Source organism: Streptomyces sp. NPDC027962 (genome assembly GCF_055566095.1).
The window spans coordinates 37,961-53,064 of the sequence record NZ_JBVHTA010000019.1; the positions used below are offsets into that span (position 1 = coordinate 37,961).

Annotated in this window: 16 protein-coding genes and 1 pseudogene; 9 read left to right on the forward strand and 8 right to left on the reverse strand. The window is 72.0% G+C overall.

Annotated features, from left to right (window positions below; all coding sequences use genetic code 11):
* Positions 1 to 351: 351 nt before the first annotated feature.
* The 3 genes from ACZ4SA_RS19295 to ACZ4SA_RS19305 are packed head-to-tail and all read right to left on the reverse strand — an operon-like array spanning position 352 to position 3,409.
* On the reverse strand, positions 352 to 945 hold the full coding sequence (locus ACZ4SA_RS19295; RefSeq protein WP_468275869.1) for a TetR/AcrR family transcriptional regulator: 594 nt from the start codon (positions 943 to 945) through the stop codon (positions 352 to 354).
* A 50-nt stretch (positions 946 to 995) separates the two neighbouring features.
* On the reverse strand, positions 996 to 2,648 hold the full coding sequence (locus tag ACZ4SA_RS19300) for an AMP-binding protein (protein ID WP_468275871.1): 1,653 nt from the start codon (positions 2,646 to 2,648) through the stop codon (positions 996 to 998).
* Entirely contained in the window at positions 2,645 to 3,409 is a 765-nt protein-coding gene (locus ACZ4SA_RS19305) for an SDR family oxidoreductase (RefSeq protein WP_468275873.1), read from the reverse strand. The genes ACZ4SA_RS19300 and ACZ4SA_RS19305 overlap by 4 nt, the downstream gene beginning before the upstream one ends.
* A 170-nt stretch (positions 3,410 to 3,579) precedes the next feature.
* On the opposite strand from ACZ4SA_RS19305, the gene ACZ4SA_RS19310 reads away from it, so the two are divergent.
* The 4 genes from ACZ4SA_RS19310 (at position 3,580) to ACZ4SA_RS19325 (ending at position 8,626) form a co-directional block, all read left to right on the forward strand.
* Positions 3,580 to 4,818, forward strand: coding sequence for an exo-beta-N-acetylmuramidase NamZ family protein (locus tag ACZ4SA_RS19310; protein ID WP_468275874.1), 1,239 nt, complete (start codon positions 3,580 to 3,582; stop codon positions 4,816 to 4,818).
* A gap of 525 nt (positions 4,819 to 5,343) precedes the next feature.
* The gene (locus ACZ4SA_RS19315; RefSeq protein WP_468275875.1) at positions 5,344 to 6,636 is read left to right on the forward strand and encodes a serine-threonine protein kinase; all 1,293 of its coding nucleotides are present in this window, start codon (positions 5,344 to 5,346) and stop codon (positions 6,634 to 6,636) included.
* 101 nt (positions 6,637 to 6,737) lie between these two features.
* On the forward strand, positions 6,738 to 7,349 hold the full coding sequence (locus tag ACZ4SA_RS19320) for a hypothetical protein (RefSeq protein ID WP_468275877.1): 612 nt from the start codon (positions 6,738 to 6,740) through the stop codon (positions 7,347 to 7,349).
* A gap of 203 nt (positions 7,350 to 7,552) precedes the next feature.
* The gene (locus ACZ4SA_RS19325) at positions 7,553 to 8,626 is read left to right on the forward strand and encodes an RNA ligase (ATP) (RefSeq protein ID WP_468275879.1); all 1,074 of its coding nucleotides are present in this window, start codon (positions 7,553 to 7,555) and stop codon (positions 8,624 to 8,626) included.
* Positions 8,627 to 8,682: 56 nt separating this feature from the next.
* Here the strand turns inward: ACZ4SA_RS19325 and soxR are convergent, their stop codons facing one another.
* Entirely contained in the window at positions 8,683 to 9,162 is a 480-nt protein-coding gene (gene soxR, locus ACZ4SA_RS19330; protein ID WP_468275882.1) for a redox-sensitive transcriptional activator SoxR, read from the reverse strand.
* A 100-nt stretch (positions 9,163 to 9,262) separates the two neighbouring features.
* Between soxR and ACZ4SA_RS19335 the strand changes: the two genes are divergently transcribed.
* Positions 9,263 to 9,724 (forward strand): MaoC family dehydratase, encoded by a 462-nt coding sequence (locus ACZ4SA_RS19335; protein WP_468275884.1) that lies wholly within the window; start codon positions 9,263 to 9,265, stop codon positions 9,722 to 9,724.
* Here the strand turns inward: ACZ4SA_RS19335 and ACZ4SA_RS19340 are convergent.
* The 3 genes from ACZ4SA_RS19340 to ACZ4SA_RS19350 all read right to left on the reverse strand — a co-directional run bounded on the left by ACZ4SA_RS19340 (position 9,712) and on the right by ACZ4SA_RS19350 (position 11,961).
* Positions 9,712 to 10,350 (reverse strand): TetR/AcrR family transcriptional regulator, encoded by a 639-nt coding sequence (locus tag ACZ4SA_RS19340; protein WP_468275887.1) that lies wholly within the window; start codon positions 10,348 to 10,350, stop codon positions 9,712 to 9,714. The genes ACZ4SA_RS19335 and ACZ4SA_RS19340 overlap by 13 nt on opposite strands.
* 67 nt (positions 10,351 to 10,417) lie before the next feature.
* On the reverse strand, positions 10,418 to 10,705 hold the full coding sequence (locus ACZ4SA_RS19345; RefSeq protein WP_100106388.1) for a YiaA/YiaB family inner membrane protein: 288 nt from the start codon (positions 10,703 to 10,705) through the stop codon (positions 10,418 to 10,420).
* A 104-nt stretch (positions 10,706 to 10,809) separates the two neighbouring features.
* Positions 10,810 to 11,961, reverse strand: coding sequence for an acyl-CoA dehydrogenase family protein (locus ACZ4SA_RS19350; RefSeq protein WP_468275889.1), 1,152 nt, complete (start codon positions 11,959 to 11,961; stop codon positions 10,810 to 10,812).
* Between the two features lie 66 nt (positions 11,962 to 12,027).
* Between ACZ4SA_RS19350 and ACZ4SA_RS19355 the strand changes: the two genes are divergently transcribed.
* The 3 genes and pseudogenes from ACZ4SA_RS19355 (at position 12,028) to ACZ4SA_RS19365 (ending at position 14,395) form a co-directional block, all read left to right on the forward strand.
* A complete protein-coding gene (locus tag ACZ4SA_RS19355) occupies positions 12,028 to 12,717 on the forward strand; it encodes a TetR/AcrR family transcriptional regulator (RefSeq protein WP_468275891.1) in 690 nt (229 codons plus the stop codon).
* 15 nt (positions 12,718 to 12,732) lie between these two features.
* Positions 12,733 to 13,434 (forward strand): ArsR/SmtB family transcription factor, encoded by a 702-nt coding sequence (locus ACZ4SA_RS19360; protein ID WP_468275893.1) that lies wholly within the window; start codon positions 12,733 to 12,735, stop codon positions 13,432 to 13,434.
* A 32-nt stretch (positions 13,435 to 13,466) separates the two neighbouring features.
* Positions 13,467 to 14,395 (forward strand): annotated as a pseudogene (locus ACZ4SA_RS19365) (DMT family transporter).
* A gap of 23 nt (positions 14,396 to 14,418) precedes the next feature.
* Here ACZ4SA_RS19365 and ACZ4SA_RS19370 read toward each other — a convergent pair.
* Positions 14,419 to 14,706 (reverse strand): DUF397 domain-containing protein, encoded by a 288-nt coding sequence (locus ACZ4SA_RS19370; protein WP_468275895.1) that lies wholly within the window; start codon positions 14,704 to 14,706, stop codon positions 14,419 to 14,421.
* Between ACZ4SA_RS19370 and ACZ4SA_RS19375 the strand changes: the two genes are divergently transcribed.
* Complete coding sequence (locus tag ACZ4SA_RS19375) at positions 14,658 to 15,053, forward strand: ATP-binding protein (RefSeq protein WP_468275897.1); 396 nt, start codon at positions 14,658 to 14,660, stop codon at positions 15,051 to 15,053. The genes ACZ4SA_RS19370 and ACZ4SA_RS19375 overlap by 49 nt on opposite strands.
* The last annotated feature ends 51 nt before the right edge of the window (positions 15,054 to 15,104 follow it).

Sequence of the window (15,104 nt, forward strand, 5' to 3'; positions counted from 1 at the left end):
CGTATCCCCCCCCCCCCCCCCCCCCCCCCCCCCCCCCCCCCCCCCCCCCCCCCCCCCCTCCCCCCCCCCCCCCCCCCCCCCCCCCCCCCCCCCCCCCCCCCGGCGGCATGCCCGGCCCCGCCGGCCAGAGGCACATCTCGTCGGCATCCAAAACGCAGGGCCGGGAACGGAGCCCCGACAGCCGGCACGCCCGGCACGCGGGCCGGGGGCACATCCAGCCTCGTCTGCACCTGAGGCGCAGCCCCGACGGGCGGACACGTTCCTGCCCCGCGGGCCAGGGGCACATCCAGCGCCGACCTCCGGGGCGCGGCTCGGGACGGAGCTCCGACGTGCAAGGTCGGACGCTTCGCGTCAGGGGCGGAGGGAGCGGAGGAGGAGGTCCGCCAGGTGGTCCGCGACCTGTTGCTTCGTGAGGGGGCCGTCGGGGCGGTACCACGTCGACAGGTGGTGGACCGAGCCGAAGTGGTAGTCGACCACCAGGTCCGCAGGGGTCGCGGTCGAGAACACGCCGCTCTCCTGGCCCTCCTCCACCAGCGCGCGGAACCGCTCGTGGTAGCGGCGGCGTTCGGCACGGACCTGCTTGTGCTTCTCTGGGCTCAGGTGGTGCATGGAGCGGAAGAAGATGTCCGCGTCATCGAGGTTCTCAATGGTGGTGACGACTACGTCCGCCGCCGCGTCGCGCAGCCGCTTCTCCACCGGCGCGTCGGCGTCCGCGTACGCGTCGAGCCGTTGCTGCTGGACGCGGAGCACCCGGGCGTAGACCTCTTGGAGGAGGTCCTCCTTGGAGCCGAAGTAGTGGTACAGCGCCCCCTTGGTGACACCGGCCGCCTCGACGATCTCCTGCACCGACGTGCGGTCGTAGCCGCGCTCGGCGAAGAGGCGGGTGGCGGCGGCAAGCAGCCTCTGCGGGACGGGGGTGCCGTCCCCGTCCGTCGTCCTGGCCATTGCCGCCACCCGCCTTTCTTTTTCGTTCGACGTGCTGTGTGGTGCGTCTGTTACGCAGGGGAACGCAGTTCCCGCCTGAGGATCTTCCCACTTGTCGTCTTGGGGAGCTCCGGCAGGATCTCGACTTCTCTCGGGTACTTGTAGGCCGCCAGCCGCTCGGCACAGTACGCGGAGATCTCGCCGGGCTCGGCCGCGGACCCGGGCCGTAGGCTGACGTAGGCCTTCACGGTCTCGCCGCGGTAGGAGTCGGGGACGCCCACGACGGCCGCCTCGCGTACGGCGGGGTGAGTGTAGAGGACGTCCTCGACCTCGCGGGGCCAGACCTTGAAGCCGGAGGCGTTGATCATGTCCTTCTTGCGGTCGACGACGTAGAGCCAGCCGTCGGTGTCCATGAAGCCGACGTCGCCGGTACGCAGTTCGCCGTCCGGGAAGGCAGTCGCGGTGGCCTCCGGGAGCCGCCAGTAGCCGGGCACGACCTGGGGTCCGCGGACCGCGATCTCACCCTGTTCGCCGAGGGGCACGTCCTCGCCCGTGTCGTCGACGATCCGGACGACCGTGTCGGGGCCGGGGAGGCCGACGGACAGGGTGCCGGAGGCAGGGTCGACGGGCGCTTCGTGCTCCGGGGGCACCGAGGCGCACGGCGCGGTGCACTCGGTGAGCCCGTAGCCGTTGCGGATGTAGGGGCCGAATCCGGCGCGGAACTTCTCGACGAGGGCCGGCGGCACCGGGGCCCCGCCCGAGGAGATCACTTCGAAGGAGTCGAAGTGCTCGCGGGTGGCGGAGGGGTGGGCGCCGAGCGCCATGAAGGCTGTGGAGGGGCCGACGGTATAGGCGGGGCGGTGCTCGAGGAACGCGTCGAGCACGACGCCCGCCTCGAAGCGGTACACCAGCGCCAGGGTGCCCGCGTTGGCGAGGCAGACGGCCAGCTGGCAGACCATGCCGGTGATGTGGAACAGCGGCGCGAGCGCGAAGTAGCAGGCGCCCTCGGGTATCGGGTGGCCGGTGCGCTGGCGTTCGGCGTTGTAGGTGATGCCGCCGTGCAGGTTCATGGCGCCCTTGGGGGTGCCGCTGGTGCCGGAGGTGTAGCTGATCAACGCCACGTCGTCCGCGCCGAGTTCGCGGTCCTTGGGGGCGGGCAGACCCTGGCGGGCGACGGCCAGCAGGTCGTCGGCGTCCTCGGCGGGCGCCGTGCGCTCGAAGCCGAGGACGCGTGTGTCGCCCCGCGTCTGGAGGTCGAGCTCGCAGGCGGTGAGGGCGATCCGTACGGGCGAGGCGGCGACGCAGTCGCGCAGGTAGCCGTCCCAGGCGCGGTCCGAGCAGATCAGCGCGGTGACCTCGGCGTCGGCGAAGACGTGGGAGACCTCGCCCGACTTGTACATCGGGTTGAGCGGGACGACGGTGGCGCCGGCCTTCCATGCGCCCAGCAGGGCGATCACGAAGTGCGGGGTGTTCTGGAGCATGATCGCGACCCGGTCGCCGCGGGCGACGCCCCGTGCGGCGAGATGGCCGGCGACGGAGTCGGACAGCTCGTCGGTCTCGCGGTAGCTGATCCGTCCGTCGAAGTACGCGAGGGCGGTGTGCTCGGGGGCGCGGGCGACGGCGGAGCAGAAGGCGTGCACCACGGTCGCGGGAGGGTCGACGGGGGCACGCTGTACGTCGGTGAGCCGGCCGAGCCAGGGCTTCGCGGCGTATGTCGACTTCATCGGCCGGTCTCCTCCCACTTCTGCTGGATGTGGTTCATGCCGTCCAGCCAGCGGTCGTTCTGGGTGGCGCGGGCGGCGTAGTAGTCGGCGACCTCGGGGTGCGGCAGGACGAGGAAGCGGTCCGCGTCCATGGCGTCGAAGAGGGCGTCGGCCACGTCCTCCGGCTCGATCGCGGTCGGCTGGAGCACGAGCTCGCCCGCCGTGCCGCTGGCGGTGAGCATGTCGGTGCGTACGCCCTGCGGGCAGATCGCGTGCACCTTGAGGCCGCGGTGGCGGTAGGTGAGGGAGAGCCACTCGGCGTAGGCCAGGGCGCCGTGCTTGGTGACGCTGTACGGCGCCGCGCCGATCATCGTGAGCAGGCCGGCGGCGGAGACGGTGGAGACGAAGCGTCCGCTGCCGCGCTCGAGCCAGTCGGGCAGCAGCGCCCGGCTCGCCCGTACGTGCGCCATGACGTTGACGTCCCAGGCCGCGGCCCAGACGCCCTCGTCGGCGAAGGCGTCGCCGCCGGAGCCGAGTCCGGCGTTCGCGCAGTAGATGTCGACGACCCCGCCGAGGGCGTCGCGAGCCTCGTCCACGATCTTCGAGGCATCGCCGGGGACGGCGGTGGCGCCGATCTCGTCGGCCACGGTCTTCGCCTTGCCGGCCTCGATGTCGTTGACCACGACCCGGGCACCTTCAGCGGCGAATCTGCGCGCCAGTGCGGCTCCGATCCCGCCGCCCGCGCCCGTGACCACAACCCCAGCGCCCTGCACCGCACTCATCCGCTCCGCCTCTCGTGTCAGGTCGTCCCGGCAGACTAACCAGTCGGTATGTCCCTGGGGAAGAGGGAGGCGCGACGAGCCACAACGACGTTGCCGGGGTCGTTCCACAGCGCGGACATGAGCGCTAGCGTGCAGTGGTCATGACAGAAGGCGATCGCGGAGGTAGCTCTATGAGCCTGTCCAGACGGGGTTTGCTTGCTGCGGGCGGCGCGGCGGGGGCACTGGCCGCCGCTCCCTCGCCCGCCACGGCCCACTCCGGCCGCGGCCGGGTTCGCACCGGCTTCGAGTGCCTGGCCGCCGACGGATACGCGGCGCTGTCCGGCCGGCGCGTCGGCGTGGTCACCAACCCGACGGGCATCACCCGGGACGTACACCACATCGTGGACGTCATGCACGCCGACGACCGGATGGACCTCGTCGCGGTCTTCGGACCCGAGCACGGCTTCCGCGGCACCGCGCAGGCCGGCGGCTCCGAGGGCCGCTACGACGACCCGGCGACCGGACTGCCCGTCTACGACACGTACCTCAAGAGCGGTCAGCCGCTGGCGGACATCTTCACGGCCTCGGGCGTGGACACCGTCGTCTTCGACATCCAGGACGCAGGCGCCCGCTTCTACACGTACATCTGGACGATGTACGACTGCATGCAGGCGGCCGCCCTCGCCGGCAAGCGCTTCGTCGTCCTCGACCGGCCGAACCCGGTGACCGGGAGGGGGGCCCTCGGGCCGGTCCTCGACAAGGCGTTCGCGACCTTCGTGGGGCGCGAGCCCATCGCGCAGGCGCACGGCATGACGGTCGCCGAACTGGCGCTGCTGTTCAACGGAGAATTCCTGACCCGGCCCGTCGAGCTCGACATCGTCCGGATGTCGGGCTGGCGACGGGGAGACTTCTTCGACGAGACCGGCCTGCCGTGGGTCCCGCCGAGCCCCAACATGCCCACCCCTCAGACCGCGCTGGTGTACTCGGGCACCTGTCTGTTCGAGGGCACGAATCTCTCGGAGGGGCGTGGCACCACCCGCCCGTTCGAGCTGCTGGGCGCGGAGGGAATCGGCCCGGCCTGGGCCCACGCGGCGAACGAACTCGGCCTGCCGGGCGTCCGCTTCCGCGAGGCGTACTTCGCGCCGACGTTCTCCAAGTTCCAGGGCAGGACGGTCGGCGGCGTCCAGCTCCACGTCCACGACCGCAAGGGCTACGACCCGGTCCGCACCGGCATCGGCCTGCTGGTGACGGCGAAGCGGACCTGGAGCGGTTTCGCCTGGCGCCCCGACAACTGGATCGACAAGCTGACCGGCTCCACGAAGGTGCGCACCCTGATCGACGCGGGCGCGGACACGGACGAAGTCGTGGGCGCCTGGCGTGACGAACTGGCCGCGTTCACCGCCGCACGGAAGCGGTACCTGCGCTACTGAGCGGGGCGTGGGGTGATCCCCCTCCCCTGTACGGGGTGGGGTAACCCCCGCCCCGTACAGGGGAGCCGGCCCGATGGAGCAGTATCCGAAGGTCCGGGGCACGCTCCTGCGGGACATGGTCGGCGACGGCTACGTCAGCGTCGGATCCGCCTTCGGCCGGGGCTCGTTCAGCGCGCTGCACCGACCCCGCGGAACCGCTGCGGACCTTCTCGGTGGGCAGGCCGGCGCCCGGCAGCAACGAGCACACGCTGGAGCGCGCGGCGGCCCCACGGCCACTACCTGGATCTGCGCACCGCTCCCCCGGCCGCCCGCGCGTGGCCGGCAGGCACCCGTCCCTCGCGGGACATCGGCAACGCCTGGCCGGCCGAGCCCGAGCCTCTGCGGCCGGCCGCGTCGTACGACGTCCTGATCCATCTGCACCGCGTCAGCGCCGCCGAGCGGCTCTGACCCCTCGCGGTGTATGGCCGTTTCTCCTCTTGCGCAGGATGCTGTGTCAGCAGCGGAACGCAAGGGGAGGGGCGTGCCATGGCGGGGATGAGTATGTATCCGTACCGGGAGATCTGCTTCGACGCGGACGGCGACCCGGACGGCGGTCCGTACGACGTATCGGCCGGGCTGGACGTCACGGACCTCCTGGTCTTCGCACATGGCTGGAACAACTCCCCCGCCATCGCCCGCAGACTGCACTCGTCGTTCTTCGCCCCCTTCCCCAAACTGCTCGCCGGACTGCCGGGCGTGCACGTCGGGTACGCCGGTGTGCTGTGGCCCTCGATGAGGTTCCCGGACGAGCCGTTCCCGGACGCCGAGCTGCCCGAGGGAGCGCCGGCGTCCGGCCCGGGCCTGGACGGGGCGACGCGGGACCTGCTCTCGTACCTGTTCGCCGGGCACAGGACGACGGTGGAGCGCCTTGCGTGGCTGCTCGAGGAAGAGCCCGCGTCGCGGGCGGCGTTCGCCGAGTTCGGCATGCTCGCCCGGCAGTTGACGGCCGTTCCGCCCGGGGGCCTCGAGGCGCCGTTCGCCGAGGACCTCCCGCGGGACGAGCAGAGCCCGACGGCGGTGCTCTACGAGGACACCCTGACGCTGTGCCTGCGGCTGGCCGCGGCGCTCCACCGCGAGCGAGGCGTCCCTGGAGCCGGCACCGGCCCCGGGGCGGCGTGGCGGGGCGCGAAGGAGCTGCTGCGGCAGACGACGTACTACGCGATGAAACGGCGGGCGGGGACGGTGGGCGAGCTGGGCCTCGGCCCGCTACTGGGACGGCTGTCCCGGTCCGCGCCCGGAGTGCGGGTGCATCTCGTCGGCCACAGCCAGGGCGCACGGCTGGCCGCGTTCGCGCTGCGCGGACTGCCGGAGGGCGCGCGGAACGTGAAGTCGGTGACGCTGCTTCAAGCTTCCTTCTCGCACTACGCGTTCGCCGACAGCCTCCCCCACGCCCCGCACCGCTGCGGTGTGCTGGCCGGGCTCCAGCACCGGGTCGACGGGCCGGTGGTGGCCTGCCATTCGCGCCACGACACCGCGCTCGGGGTGTTCTACCCGCTGGTGTCGGGCCTCGCGGGCGATTCGGCCGCGGCGGGGACCGACCGGCGTTGGCGGGCGATGGGCCACGACGGCATCCAGGCCGTCGCGAACACGCCCCGGCAGACGCTCGAGGAGGCGCTGCGGACCGGGCTGCCGGCGTCGGGCTGCGTCAGCGTCGACGCCTCGCGTGTGGTGCGCAAAGGAGGGCCGCCGACGGGCGCGCACGGAGACATCTGCCACGAGGAACTCGCCCGGATGGTTCTTACGGCGGCCCGGATCGGGGAAACCGGGCCAGGGGCGTGATCCGGCCGAAGGGGCGCGTCCGTATTTTCGATGGAGCCGAATCGGGCACTCCTACGTCCATTCTTCAACGCCGATGTACCAGCGACGGAGGTGGCAGTGCTATGGCCGGTTTCCGGAGTCTCGCGAGACAGGTGCGCGACCCGCGGTGTGATCTGGCGCTACGGCGCTATTCGCTGCGCAAGTGCCTGGAGCGGTTCGCCCCGTACGGGCACCGGGCCACCTGGGACCACCTGTGCGGAAGGCACCGTATCGATCCCGAGGACAGGGCCCCGGATCCGGCGCGGCTGATGGCCGCGCTCGACGAACTGGAAGAGGCACGGGCCGTCTGGCTCGCCTACGAGGACAACTTCGCGGACCGCCGCAAACGGGAGAAGCACGAGGGGCTTCGGCGGCCCGGACACATCGACGACTGGCACCGGAGGACCTGGGGCGGGAACGGGGTGGCCCGCTGTGACACACCGGCGGAGCACCCGTCGGCACCGCTCGGCGAGGTGCTGCGCCGGCTGATCGGCGCGCTGGAGGCGGACCCTGGGGAGGCCTGCCCGGTGTGCGGGGGAACGCACATCGTCTGGCGTCAGGACCTGGAGCACGAGCCGTGGGTCGGACCGGTCTGCACCGGCTGCGGCATCGTCGTGCCGCAGCCGGTGCTGACGCCGGACGTGGTGGCGGCGGCGAAGCGGGCAGGACGCCGGGAGCTCGCCTCCGTCGCATGACGGGGCACGGGGTTCCGGGGCGGGGGGCCCGGAACCCGTCCGGGTCAGGCTCCTGCGCCGTGGCACGGTGGCGACCGGGCGTCCGGCCTGCGTCGCGTCGCACACCCCGCGGCGACGCTACCAGCACAAAAACCCGATGGGCCAACGGTATTGCGGGACGCCACAGTTGGGGGCGATGCGGAACACCACCGAGGAGCCCTGACATGTCGACGCTGCGCGTCACCGCCGAATTCCTGACCGTGCACGAGCACCCGGACGCCGATGCCCTGGAGCTGGCGCAGGTGGGTCTGTACCGTGCCGTCGTCGCCAAGGGCGTCTACCGCACCGGCGATGTGGCGCTCTACATCCCCGAGCAGGCCGTGCTCCCGGCGGCGCTCGTCGAGGAGCTGGGTCTCACCGGACGGCTTGCGGGCGGGGACGCCAACAGGGTCAAGGCCGTGCGGCTGCGCGGCGAGCTGTCGCAGGGGATCGTGTGCCGGCCCAGGGCGCTGGCGGACGTCGACCTGGCCCAGGCCGCGTCCGACGGCACGGACTTCGCCGAGCGGCTCTCGATCACCAAGTGGTCGCCGCCGACCCCGACCCGGATGAGCGGCGACGTCGAAGCCGCGCCGGACCTGCTTCCGTGGGTGGACATCGAGAACCTGCAGCGCTATCCGGGCATCTTCGGGCCCGGCGAGGCGGTCGTGATCACCGAGAAGCTGCACGGCACCGCCTGTCTGATGACCTACGCCACGGAGGGCGGGGGCCGCGTGCAGGTCTCGTCCAAGGGTTTCGGCGCCAAGGGGCTGGCCATCAAGGAGGACCGGGCCAACCTGTACTGGCGCGCGGCCCTCGGGAACGGTGTGCCCGAGATCGCGGCTCGCCTCGCCGAGCGGCTCGGTGCGAGCCGGGTGGGGGTGTTCGCCGAGGTGTACGGGGCCGGCGTCCAGGACCTCGGCTACGGCAAGGACGCCCGGGCGCAGGACGGTCTCGGTTACGCCGTGTTCGACATCTCGGCGGAGATCGACGGCCAGGTCCGCTGGCTGGACCCGGCGGCGGTGCTGTGCGGTGAACTGCCGGTCGTACCACGGCTGTTCACGGGTCCGTACGACCCGGACAAGGTGCTGGAGCTGGCGAGCGGCCGCGAGACGGTCTCGGGCCGGCGACTGCATCTGCGGGAGGGCGTGGTCGTCCGCCCTGCGGTGGAGCGGTACAGCCCGGTCACCGGCGGCCGCGCGATCGCGAAGGCGGTGAGCCCGGCGTACCTGACCCGTAAGGGCGGCACGGAGTACGAGTAGGACCACGCGCACGAGGGCGGGCCCGCGACGGGGGTGCGGGCCCGCCCTCGTCCGTGTCAGTCCGCGTCGGAGCCGGTGCGCCGGCTCTCCGGCAGCAGCCGCGAGCCCGTGAGCCGCTCGCCGAAGACGTCGTCCGGGTTGGACAGGACGCACGTCTTCAGGGAGAGGCAACCGCAGCCGATGCAGTCGGTGAGGTGATCGCGGAGCCGGCCGAGCTGCTTGATGCGTTCGTCGAGTTCACCGCGCCAGGTCTCGGAGAGCCGCGCCCAGTCGTCGCGGTCGGGCGTCCGCTCCTCGGGCAGTTCCGCGAGGGCGTCCCTGATGGTGGCGAGCGGAATGCCGACGCGCTGCGCGGCGCGCACGAAGGCGACGCGGCGCAGTGCGTCCCTGCTGTAGCGGCGCTGGTTGCCGCTGGTGCGGCGGCTGCTGATGAGGCCCTTGGACTCGTAGAAGTGCAGGGCGGAGACGGCGGCGCCGCTGCGTGCGGAGAGCTGGCCGACCGTGAGCTCGTGGATCTTCTCTGGAATCTGTGGCACTCCCGGAAGCCTACTGGTCCGTCGTTGACAGGAGGGTGCCCGTCCGACCATGCTGAGCAAGCGCTTAGACATCAGTCGTCGAGAGTCAGGGGCCAGGGACATGGCAGAGCCGAGGATCTTCACCTCCCCCGAGGAGCTGCGCGCCGGAGTCGGCGAGCAACTGGGTTACAGCGACTGGCTGGAGGTCGACCAGAAGCGGATCGATCTCTTCGCCGACGCGACCGGTGACCACCAGTGGATCCATGTGGACCCCGAGCGGGCCGCGAGCGGGCCGTTCGGCACGACGATCGCCCACGGCTATCTGACGCTGTCGCTCCTGCCGGCCCTGGTGCCCCAGGTGCTGCGGGTCGAGGGCATGAAGATGGGCATCAACTACGGCAGCAACAAGGTCCGTTTCCCCTCCCCCGTGCCGGTCGGCTCGCGGCTGCGCGCCGGCGCGGTACTCCAGGACGTCGAGGAGGCGGGCGGTGGCGTGCAGGTCACCGCCCTCGTCACGATCGAGCGCGAGGGTGGCGACAAGCCGGCGTGCGTGGCGGAGTCGGTGTCCCGTTACTTCTTCTGAGCGCTCACCATGCGCAGGACGAGGTCGGCGTAGAGCGCGCCGACCTCGTCGGGCGTCCGGCGGCCCTGCGTGTTGAACCAGCGCGCCACGTCGATGCACAGCGACAGCACGGCGACGGCGGTGCCGGGCACGTCCGGCACGTCGAACTCGCCGGTTTCCACACCCTCCTCGAGGATGCGGCGCACCACGGCGTCACTCTGCCTGCGCAGGCCGAAGATCTCGGTGCGGTGGGTGTCACTGAGCGCCTCGAGCTCGTACTGCACCACCCGGGCGGTGGTGTACCGCCCGGCGTGCCAGCGGACGAAGGAGCGCACCGCGTCGGCGAGCCGGTCGGTGGGCGTACCCGGGCCGTCGTAGGCGGCGCCCAGGATCTCGATCGCCTTGTCGTGCCCGATCCGGCTGATCCGGTGGAGCAGCTCTTCCTTGGTCTTGTAGTGGATGTAGAGCGCTGCCGGGCTCATACCGGCGCGGCCGGCGATGTCCCGCGTGGTGGTGGCGTGGTACCCACGCTCCGCGAAGGCCTCGACCGCGGCCACGAGCAGTTTCCTGGCCGCGTCCGGGGTGACCTCGTCCCACGGCTTGTCCTCGCCGGACTCCGGGCCCGCCGTCTGGTCAGCCGCACTCATCACTCGCCCCTTCCATGGCACAGGACGAACACCATACCCCGACGATGAGCAAGCGCTTAGAGTCCGATCAGAGCTTCTGGAACGGATCGTGCTCCGCGAGCAGCTTCTCGAGCCGGGCCTGGTCGACACGGCTGACGATCTGACCGGCCTCCTGCCGGTCACGTACGACCTTGGCCAGGGTGAAGGCCGAGGTCGTCAGATAGAGGACCGCGATGCCCAGGAAGGCCCGAACCCAGGCGTCCGTTTCCATGTTGAAGATACCGACGGCGACGGCCCCGAGCGCGATGCCGAAGGAGGCCACGGCCTGACCGTAGTACGCGGCGGTGTTCTGCTGCTTGACGGGTGTCTCACTCATGCGCACAGCCTCGCGGCCCGCGGCCGGCCCGGTATGGGCGCTGCTACTCAGGTGCGTACTCACCTGCCGGGGGCGCCGGGAGTCTGCCGGGTGCGCCGGGAGTCTCAGAACGCGGAGACCCCGGTCAGGGCGCGGCCGATGATGAGCTTCTGGATCTGGCTGGTGCCCTCGTACAGGGTCATCACGCGCGCGTCGCGCAGCAGCTTGCCGACCGGGTACTCGTCGATGTAGCCGTAGCCGCCGAAGACCTGGAGGGCGTTGTTGGCGGCCCTGACGGCGGCTTCCGAGGCGAACAGCTTGGCCTTCGAGGCGGCGGTGGCGAAGTCCTGGCCGCGGTCGATCAGGTCGGCGACCCGCCAGGTCAGCAGCCGCGCGGCGTCCACGTCGACGGCGATGTCGCTGATCAGTTCCTGGACCAGCTGGTAGTGCGCGATGGACTTGCCGAACTGCTCGCGCTCCTTCGCGTAGCCGACAGCGGCGTCCAGGGCCGCCTGCGCGATGCCCACGCAGCCCGCGGCGACCGACATCCGCCCCTTGGCGAGCGCGGACATGGCGATGGAGAAGCCCTTGCCCTCGGGTCCGAGCACGGCCGACGCGGGGACCCGGACGTCCTCGAGAACGACCTCGGCGGTGGCCTGGCCCCGCAGCCCGAGCTTGCCGTGGATCGTGCGGCGGGTGAACCCGGGCGTGTCGGTGGGGACGAGAAAGGCGGACACGCCCCTGTGGCCGGGCGTGTCATTGGTCCTGGCGAACAGCAGCACCACATCGGCCCAGGTGCCGTTGGTGATGAACATCTTGGAGCCGTTGATCACGTAGTCGTCGCCGTCGGGGACCGCCCTGGTGGTCAGGTTCCCGGCGTCCGAGCCGGTGCCGGGCTCGGTGAGGCCGAAGCAGCCGAGCGCGTCGCCCGCGGTGAGCCTGGGCAGCCAGTGGCGCTTCTGCTCCTCGGTGCCGTAGGCCGCAATGGTCTTGGTCACGAGGCCCAGCGACACGGAGACGATGCCGCGCACCGAGGAGTCACCGCGGCCGAGTTCCTCGGTGACCAGGCAGTACGCGAGGTGGTCGCCGCCCGAGCCGCCGTACTCCTCGTCGATCGTGAGGCCGAGGAAGCCGAGCGGGCCGAGCTTCTTCACGATCCCCGCCTCGACGCTCTCCGCGCGGTCCCACTCGACCACATGCGGGGCGATCTCGCGGTCGACGAAGTCCTTCGCCAACTGCCGGACGGCCGTGTGCTCCTCGCCGAGCCCCAGGTTCATGCGCGGTCACCCCAAGATTTAACTATCACTGCTAGTTTCTTTCTGGCAGGCCCTACTATGTGCCGCATGGCCCGACCGCGCAAGCCCCTCCTCAGCAGAGACCGCATCGTGGACGCGGCGAGCACGCTCGTGGACGCCGAGGGGCTCGACGCGGTCTCCACCCGCCGGCTCGCGGCCGAGCTGGGCGTCAGCGGCCCCTCCCTCTACAACCACTTCCGCAACAAGGACGAGATCCTCGACGCCGTCGCCGACGCGGTCAGTGCCCGTGTCGACCTGTCGATGTTCGACGAGCACGACGACCGCGACTGGCGCACCGCGCTGCACGACTGGGCCGTCTCCTACCGCGCCGCCCTGAGCGCGCATCCCAACACCGTCCCGGTCCTCGCCCGCGGCCCCGGCCGCCGCCCGGCGGGCCTCAAGGTCGCCGACGCGGTCTTCGGCGCGATGGTCCGCGCCGGCTGGCCCCCCGCCCAGGCCACCCGCATCGGCGCCCTGATGCGCTACTTCATCACCGGCTCCGCGCTCGGCTCCTTCGCCCGCGGCTTCGTCGACGACGCGACGGCGTACGACCCGGCGGACTACCCGCACCTCGGCCAGGCCCATCTGCTCGCGGACCGCCAGGAACAGGTCGACCAAGGGGCGTTCGAGACGGGACTCCAGGCCCTGCTGGACGGACTGGCGCTCCAGTACGAGAGCGCCGTTCGCCCGGACCCTTCCCGGAACGGCACTCTTCGGCCCACACCGAAACGTCCCTGACGCATCCTGGGAGGCATGACCTCCTCCCGTGACCTCGCCGCCTTCGCGGCGCTGCTCGCCGACGACACCCGCGCCGGGTTCGCTCTCGCGCTGCTCGACGGGCGGGCCTGGACCGCGGGCGAACTCGCCCGGCACGGCGGGGTCGCCGCGTCGACCGCAAGCGAGCATCTCGGAAAGCTAGTCGCGGGCGGGCTGCTCGCGGAGGAACGCCAGGGCCGGCACCGCTATGTGCGGCTCGCCGACGACCGTGTGGCGCACCTCGTCGAGGAACTCGCCGCGCACGCGGCGCACGCGGGACCGAAGCCGCCGCCGCGCACCCTGCGGGAGTCGACCGCCGCGTCCGCGATGGCGCGGGGCCGCACGTGCTACGACCATCTCGCGGGGCGCCTCGGCATCACGATCACCGGGGCCATGACCGCCCGGGGACTGCTCAGCCAGGAATCCGGCTTCGCACTGACGGAACGCGGCACGGACTGGTTCGCCGACCTGGGCGTCCCACTGGAGCGTGCCGGCCGCCGGCCACTGGCCCGGGGCTGCCTCGACTGGACCGAGCGCCGGCCCCATCTCGCCGGTGTCGCGGGCGCGCGGCTGTGCCGGCACGCGCTGGACGCCGGCTGGTGCGTACGCATCGGCTCCGAACGCGCCGTGAAGGTGACCACGGAGGGCGAACGGGCACTGCACGCGCTGCTCGGCATCGAGCCGGAGATATTGCGGTGAGCGCCGAAGGGTCCGCGCCGTACGGTCCCCCCATGACGAAGCCGAACCGCCACGCATACTGGCCCGCCCTCGTGGCCGCGGGGATCACCGTCGTCCTGTGGGCCTCCGCCTTTGTGTCCATCCGCAGTGCCGGTGAGGCGTACTCCCCCGGCGCCCTCGCCCTCGGCCGGCTGCTCGCGGGCTCGCTGGCGCTCGGCCTCGTGCTGCTCGTCCGGCGCGAGGGCCTGCCGCCACGGGCCGCGTGGCCCGGGATCGCCGTGTCCGGGCTGCTGTGGTTCGGCGTCTACATGGTGGTGCTCAACTGGGCGAGCAGGAAGTCGATGCGGGCACGGCCGCGATGGTGGTGAACATCGGCCCGGTGCTCATCGCCCTGCTCGGCGCACGGTTCCTCGGCGAGGCGCTGCCGCCACGGCTGCTGACCGGGATGGCGGTGTCGTTCGCGGGCGCGATCGCGGTCGGCATGTCCATGTCCGGCGAGGGCGGGGCGTCGACGCTGGGTGTGCTGCTGTGTCTGCTGGCCGCAGTGGGTTACGCGGGCGGTGTGGTGGCGCAGAAGCCGGCACTGGCGCACGCGAGCGCCCTGCAGGTGACGACGTTCGGGTGCCTGGTGGGCGCTGTGGCCTGCCTGCCGTTCGCGGGACAGCTCGTCGACCAGGCCGCCTCCGCGCCCTTGTCGGCCACGCTCAACATGGTGTACCTCGGCGTGTTCCCGACCGCGCTCGCGTTCACGACCTGGGCGTACGCACTGGCACGTACGACGGCGGGCCGGATGGGCGCGACCACGTACGCCGTGCCCGCGCTGGTGGTGCTGATGTCCTGGCTGGTGCTCGACGAGGTACCCGGGCTGCTGACCCTCGCGGGCGGCGCGCTCTGCCTGGCGGGCGTGACGGTGTCGCGTTCCCGGCGGCGTGAGGCCCAGCGCCCCGGGCAGGCGGCGGAGCCGGCCCGCGAGCGGACGTGATCGCGGACGGCGCGACTCGGGTGTCAGCCGTGCTTGCCCTGGAGGGCGTGGACGAACGAGGCCCAGGCCCCGTCACCGACGAGCAGCACCGGTCCGGCCGGCACCTTGGAGTCACGCACGGGGACGATGCCGGGGACGCCGTCGCGTGGACCTGCCGAGTTACGCGGGAGCCCTGCCCTGCCGCCATCTCGTCTCACTCGGCAACTGCAACCCTCGCCACCGCCGACCAGCTCGCGGCGGTGCTGCGCGAGGCGGCGGGGCGATGAGGCGGGTGGCGGACCCGGCGTTCGAGGCGGATCTGCTCGCCGCACCCAAGGCGGTTCCGTTGCTGCGGCGCGCGGTCCGTGAGCATCTGGGGCGTGACTGCCCGGATGTGCAGCTCGCGGTGAGCGAACTGCTGAGCAACGTCGTGCGGCACGTCGGGGAGGGTTCTCCCGTGACGTTAAGGGTTTCCTGCACAGGTCACGGCGTGACGCGGGTGGAGGTCACGGATGCCGCTCCGGACGCCGAGCCGGCCCCTGCGCACGCAGAGTGCGACGCGGAGGGCGGTCGTGGGCTCGCGCTGCTGGACGCGGTCGCCTGCCGCTGGGGCGTGGTGCGCAACGCGCTCACCAAGACCGTGTGGTGCGAGCTGCCCGAGGACACGGCAGGACCCTGATCGTGGCCCACGGCGTGCGGCCGTGAGCGCGTGTCCCGGCCGCGGCGGGCC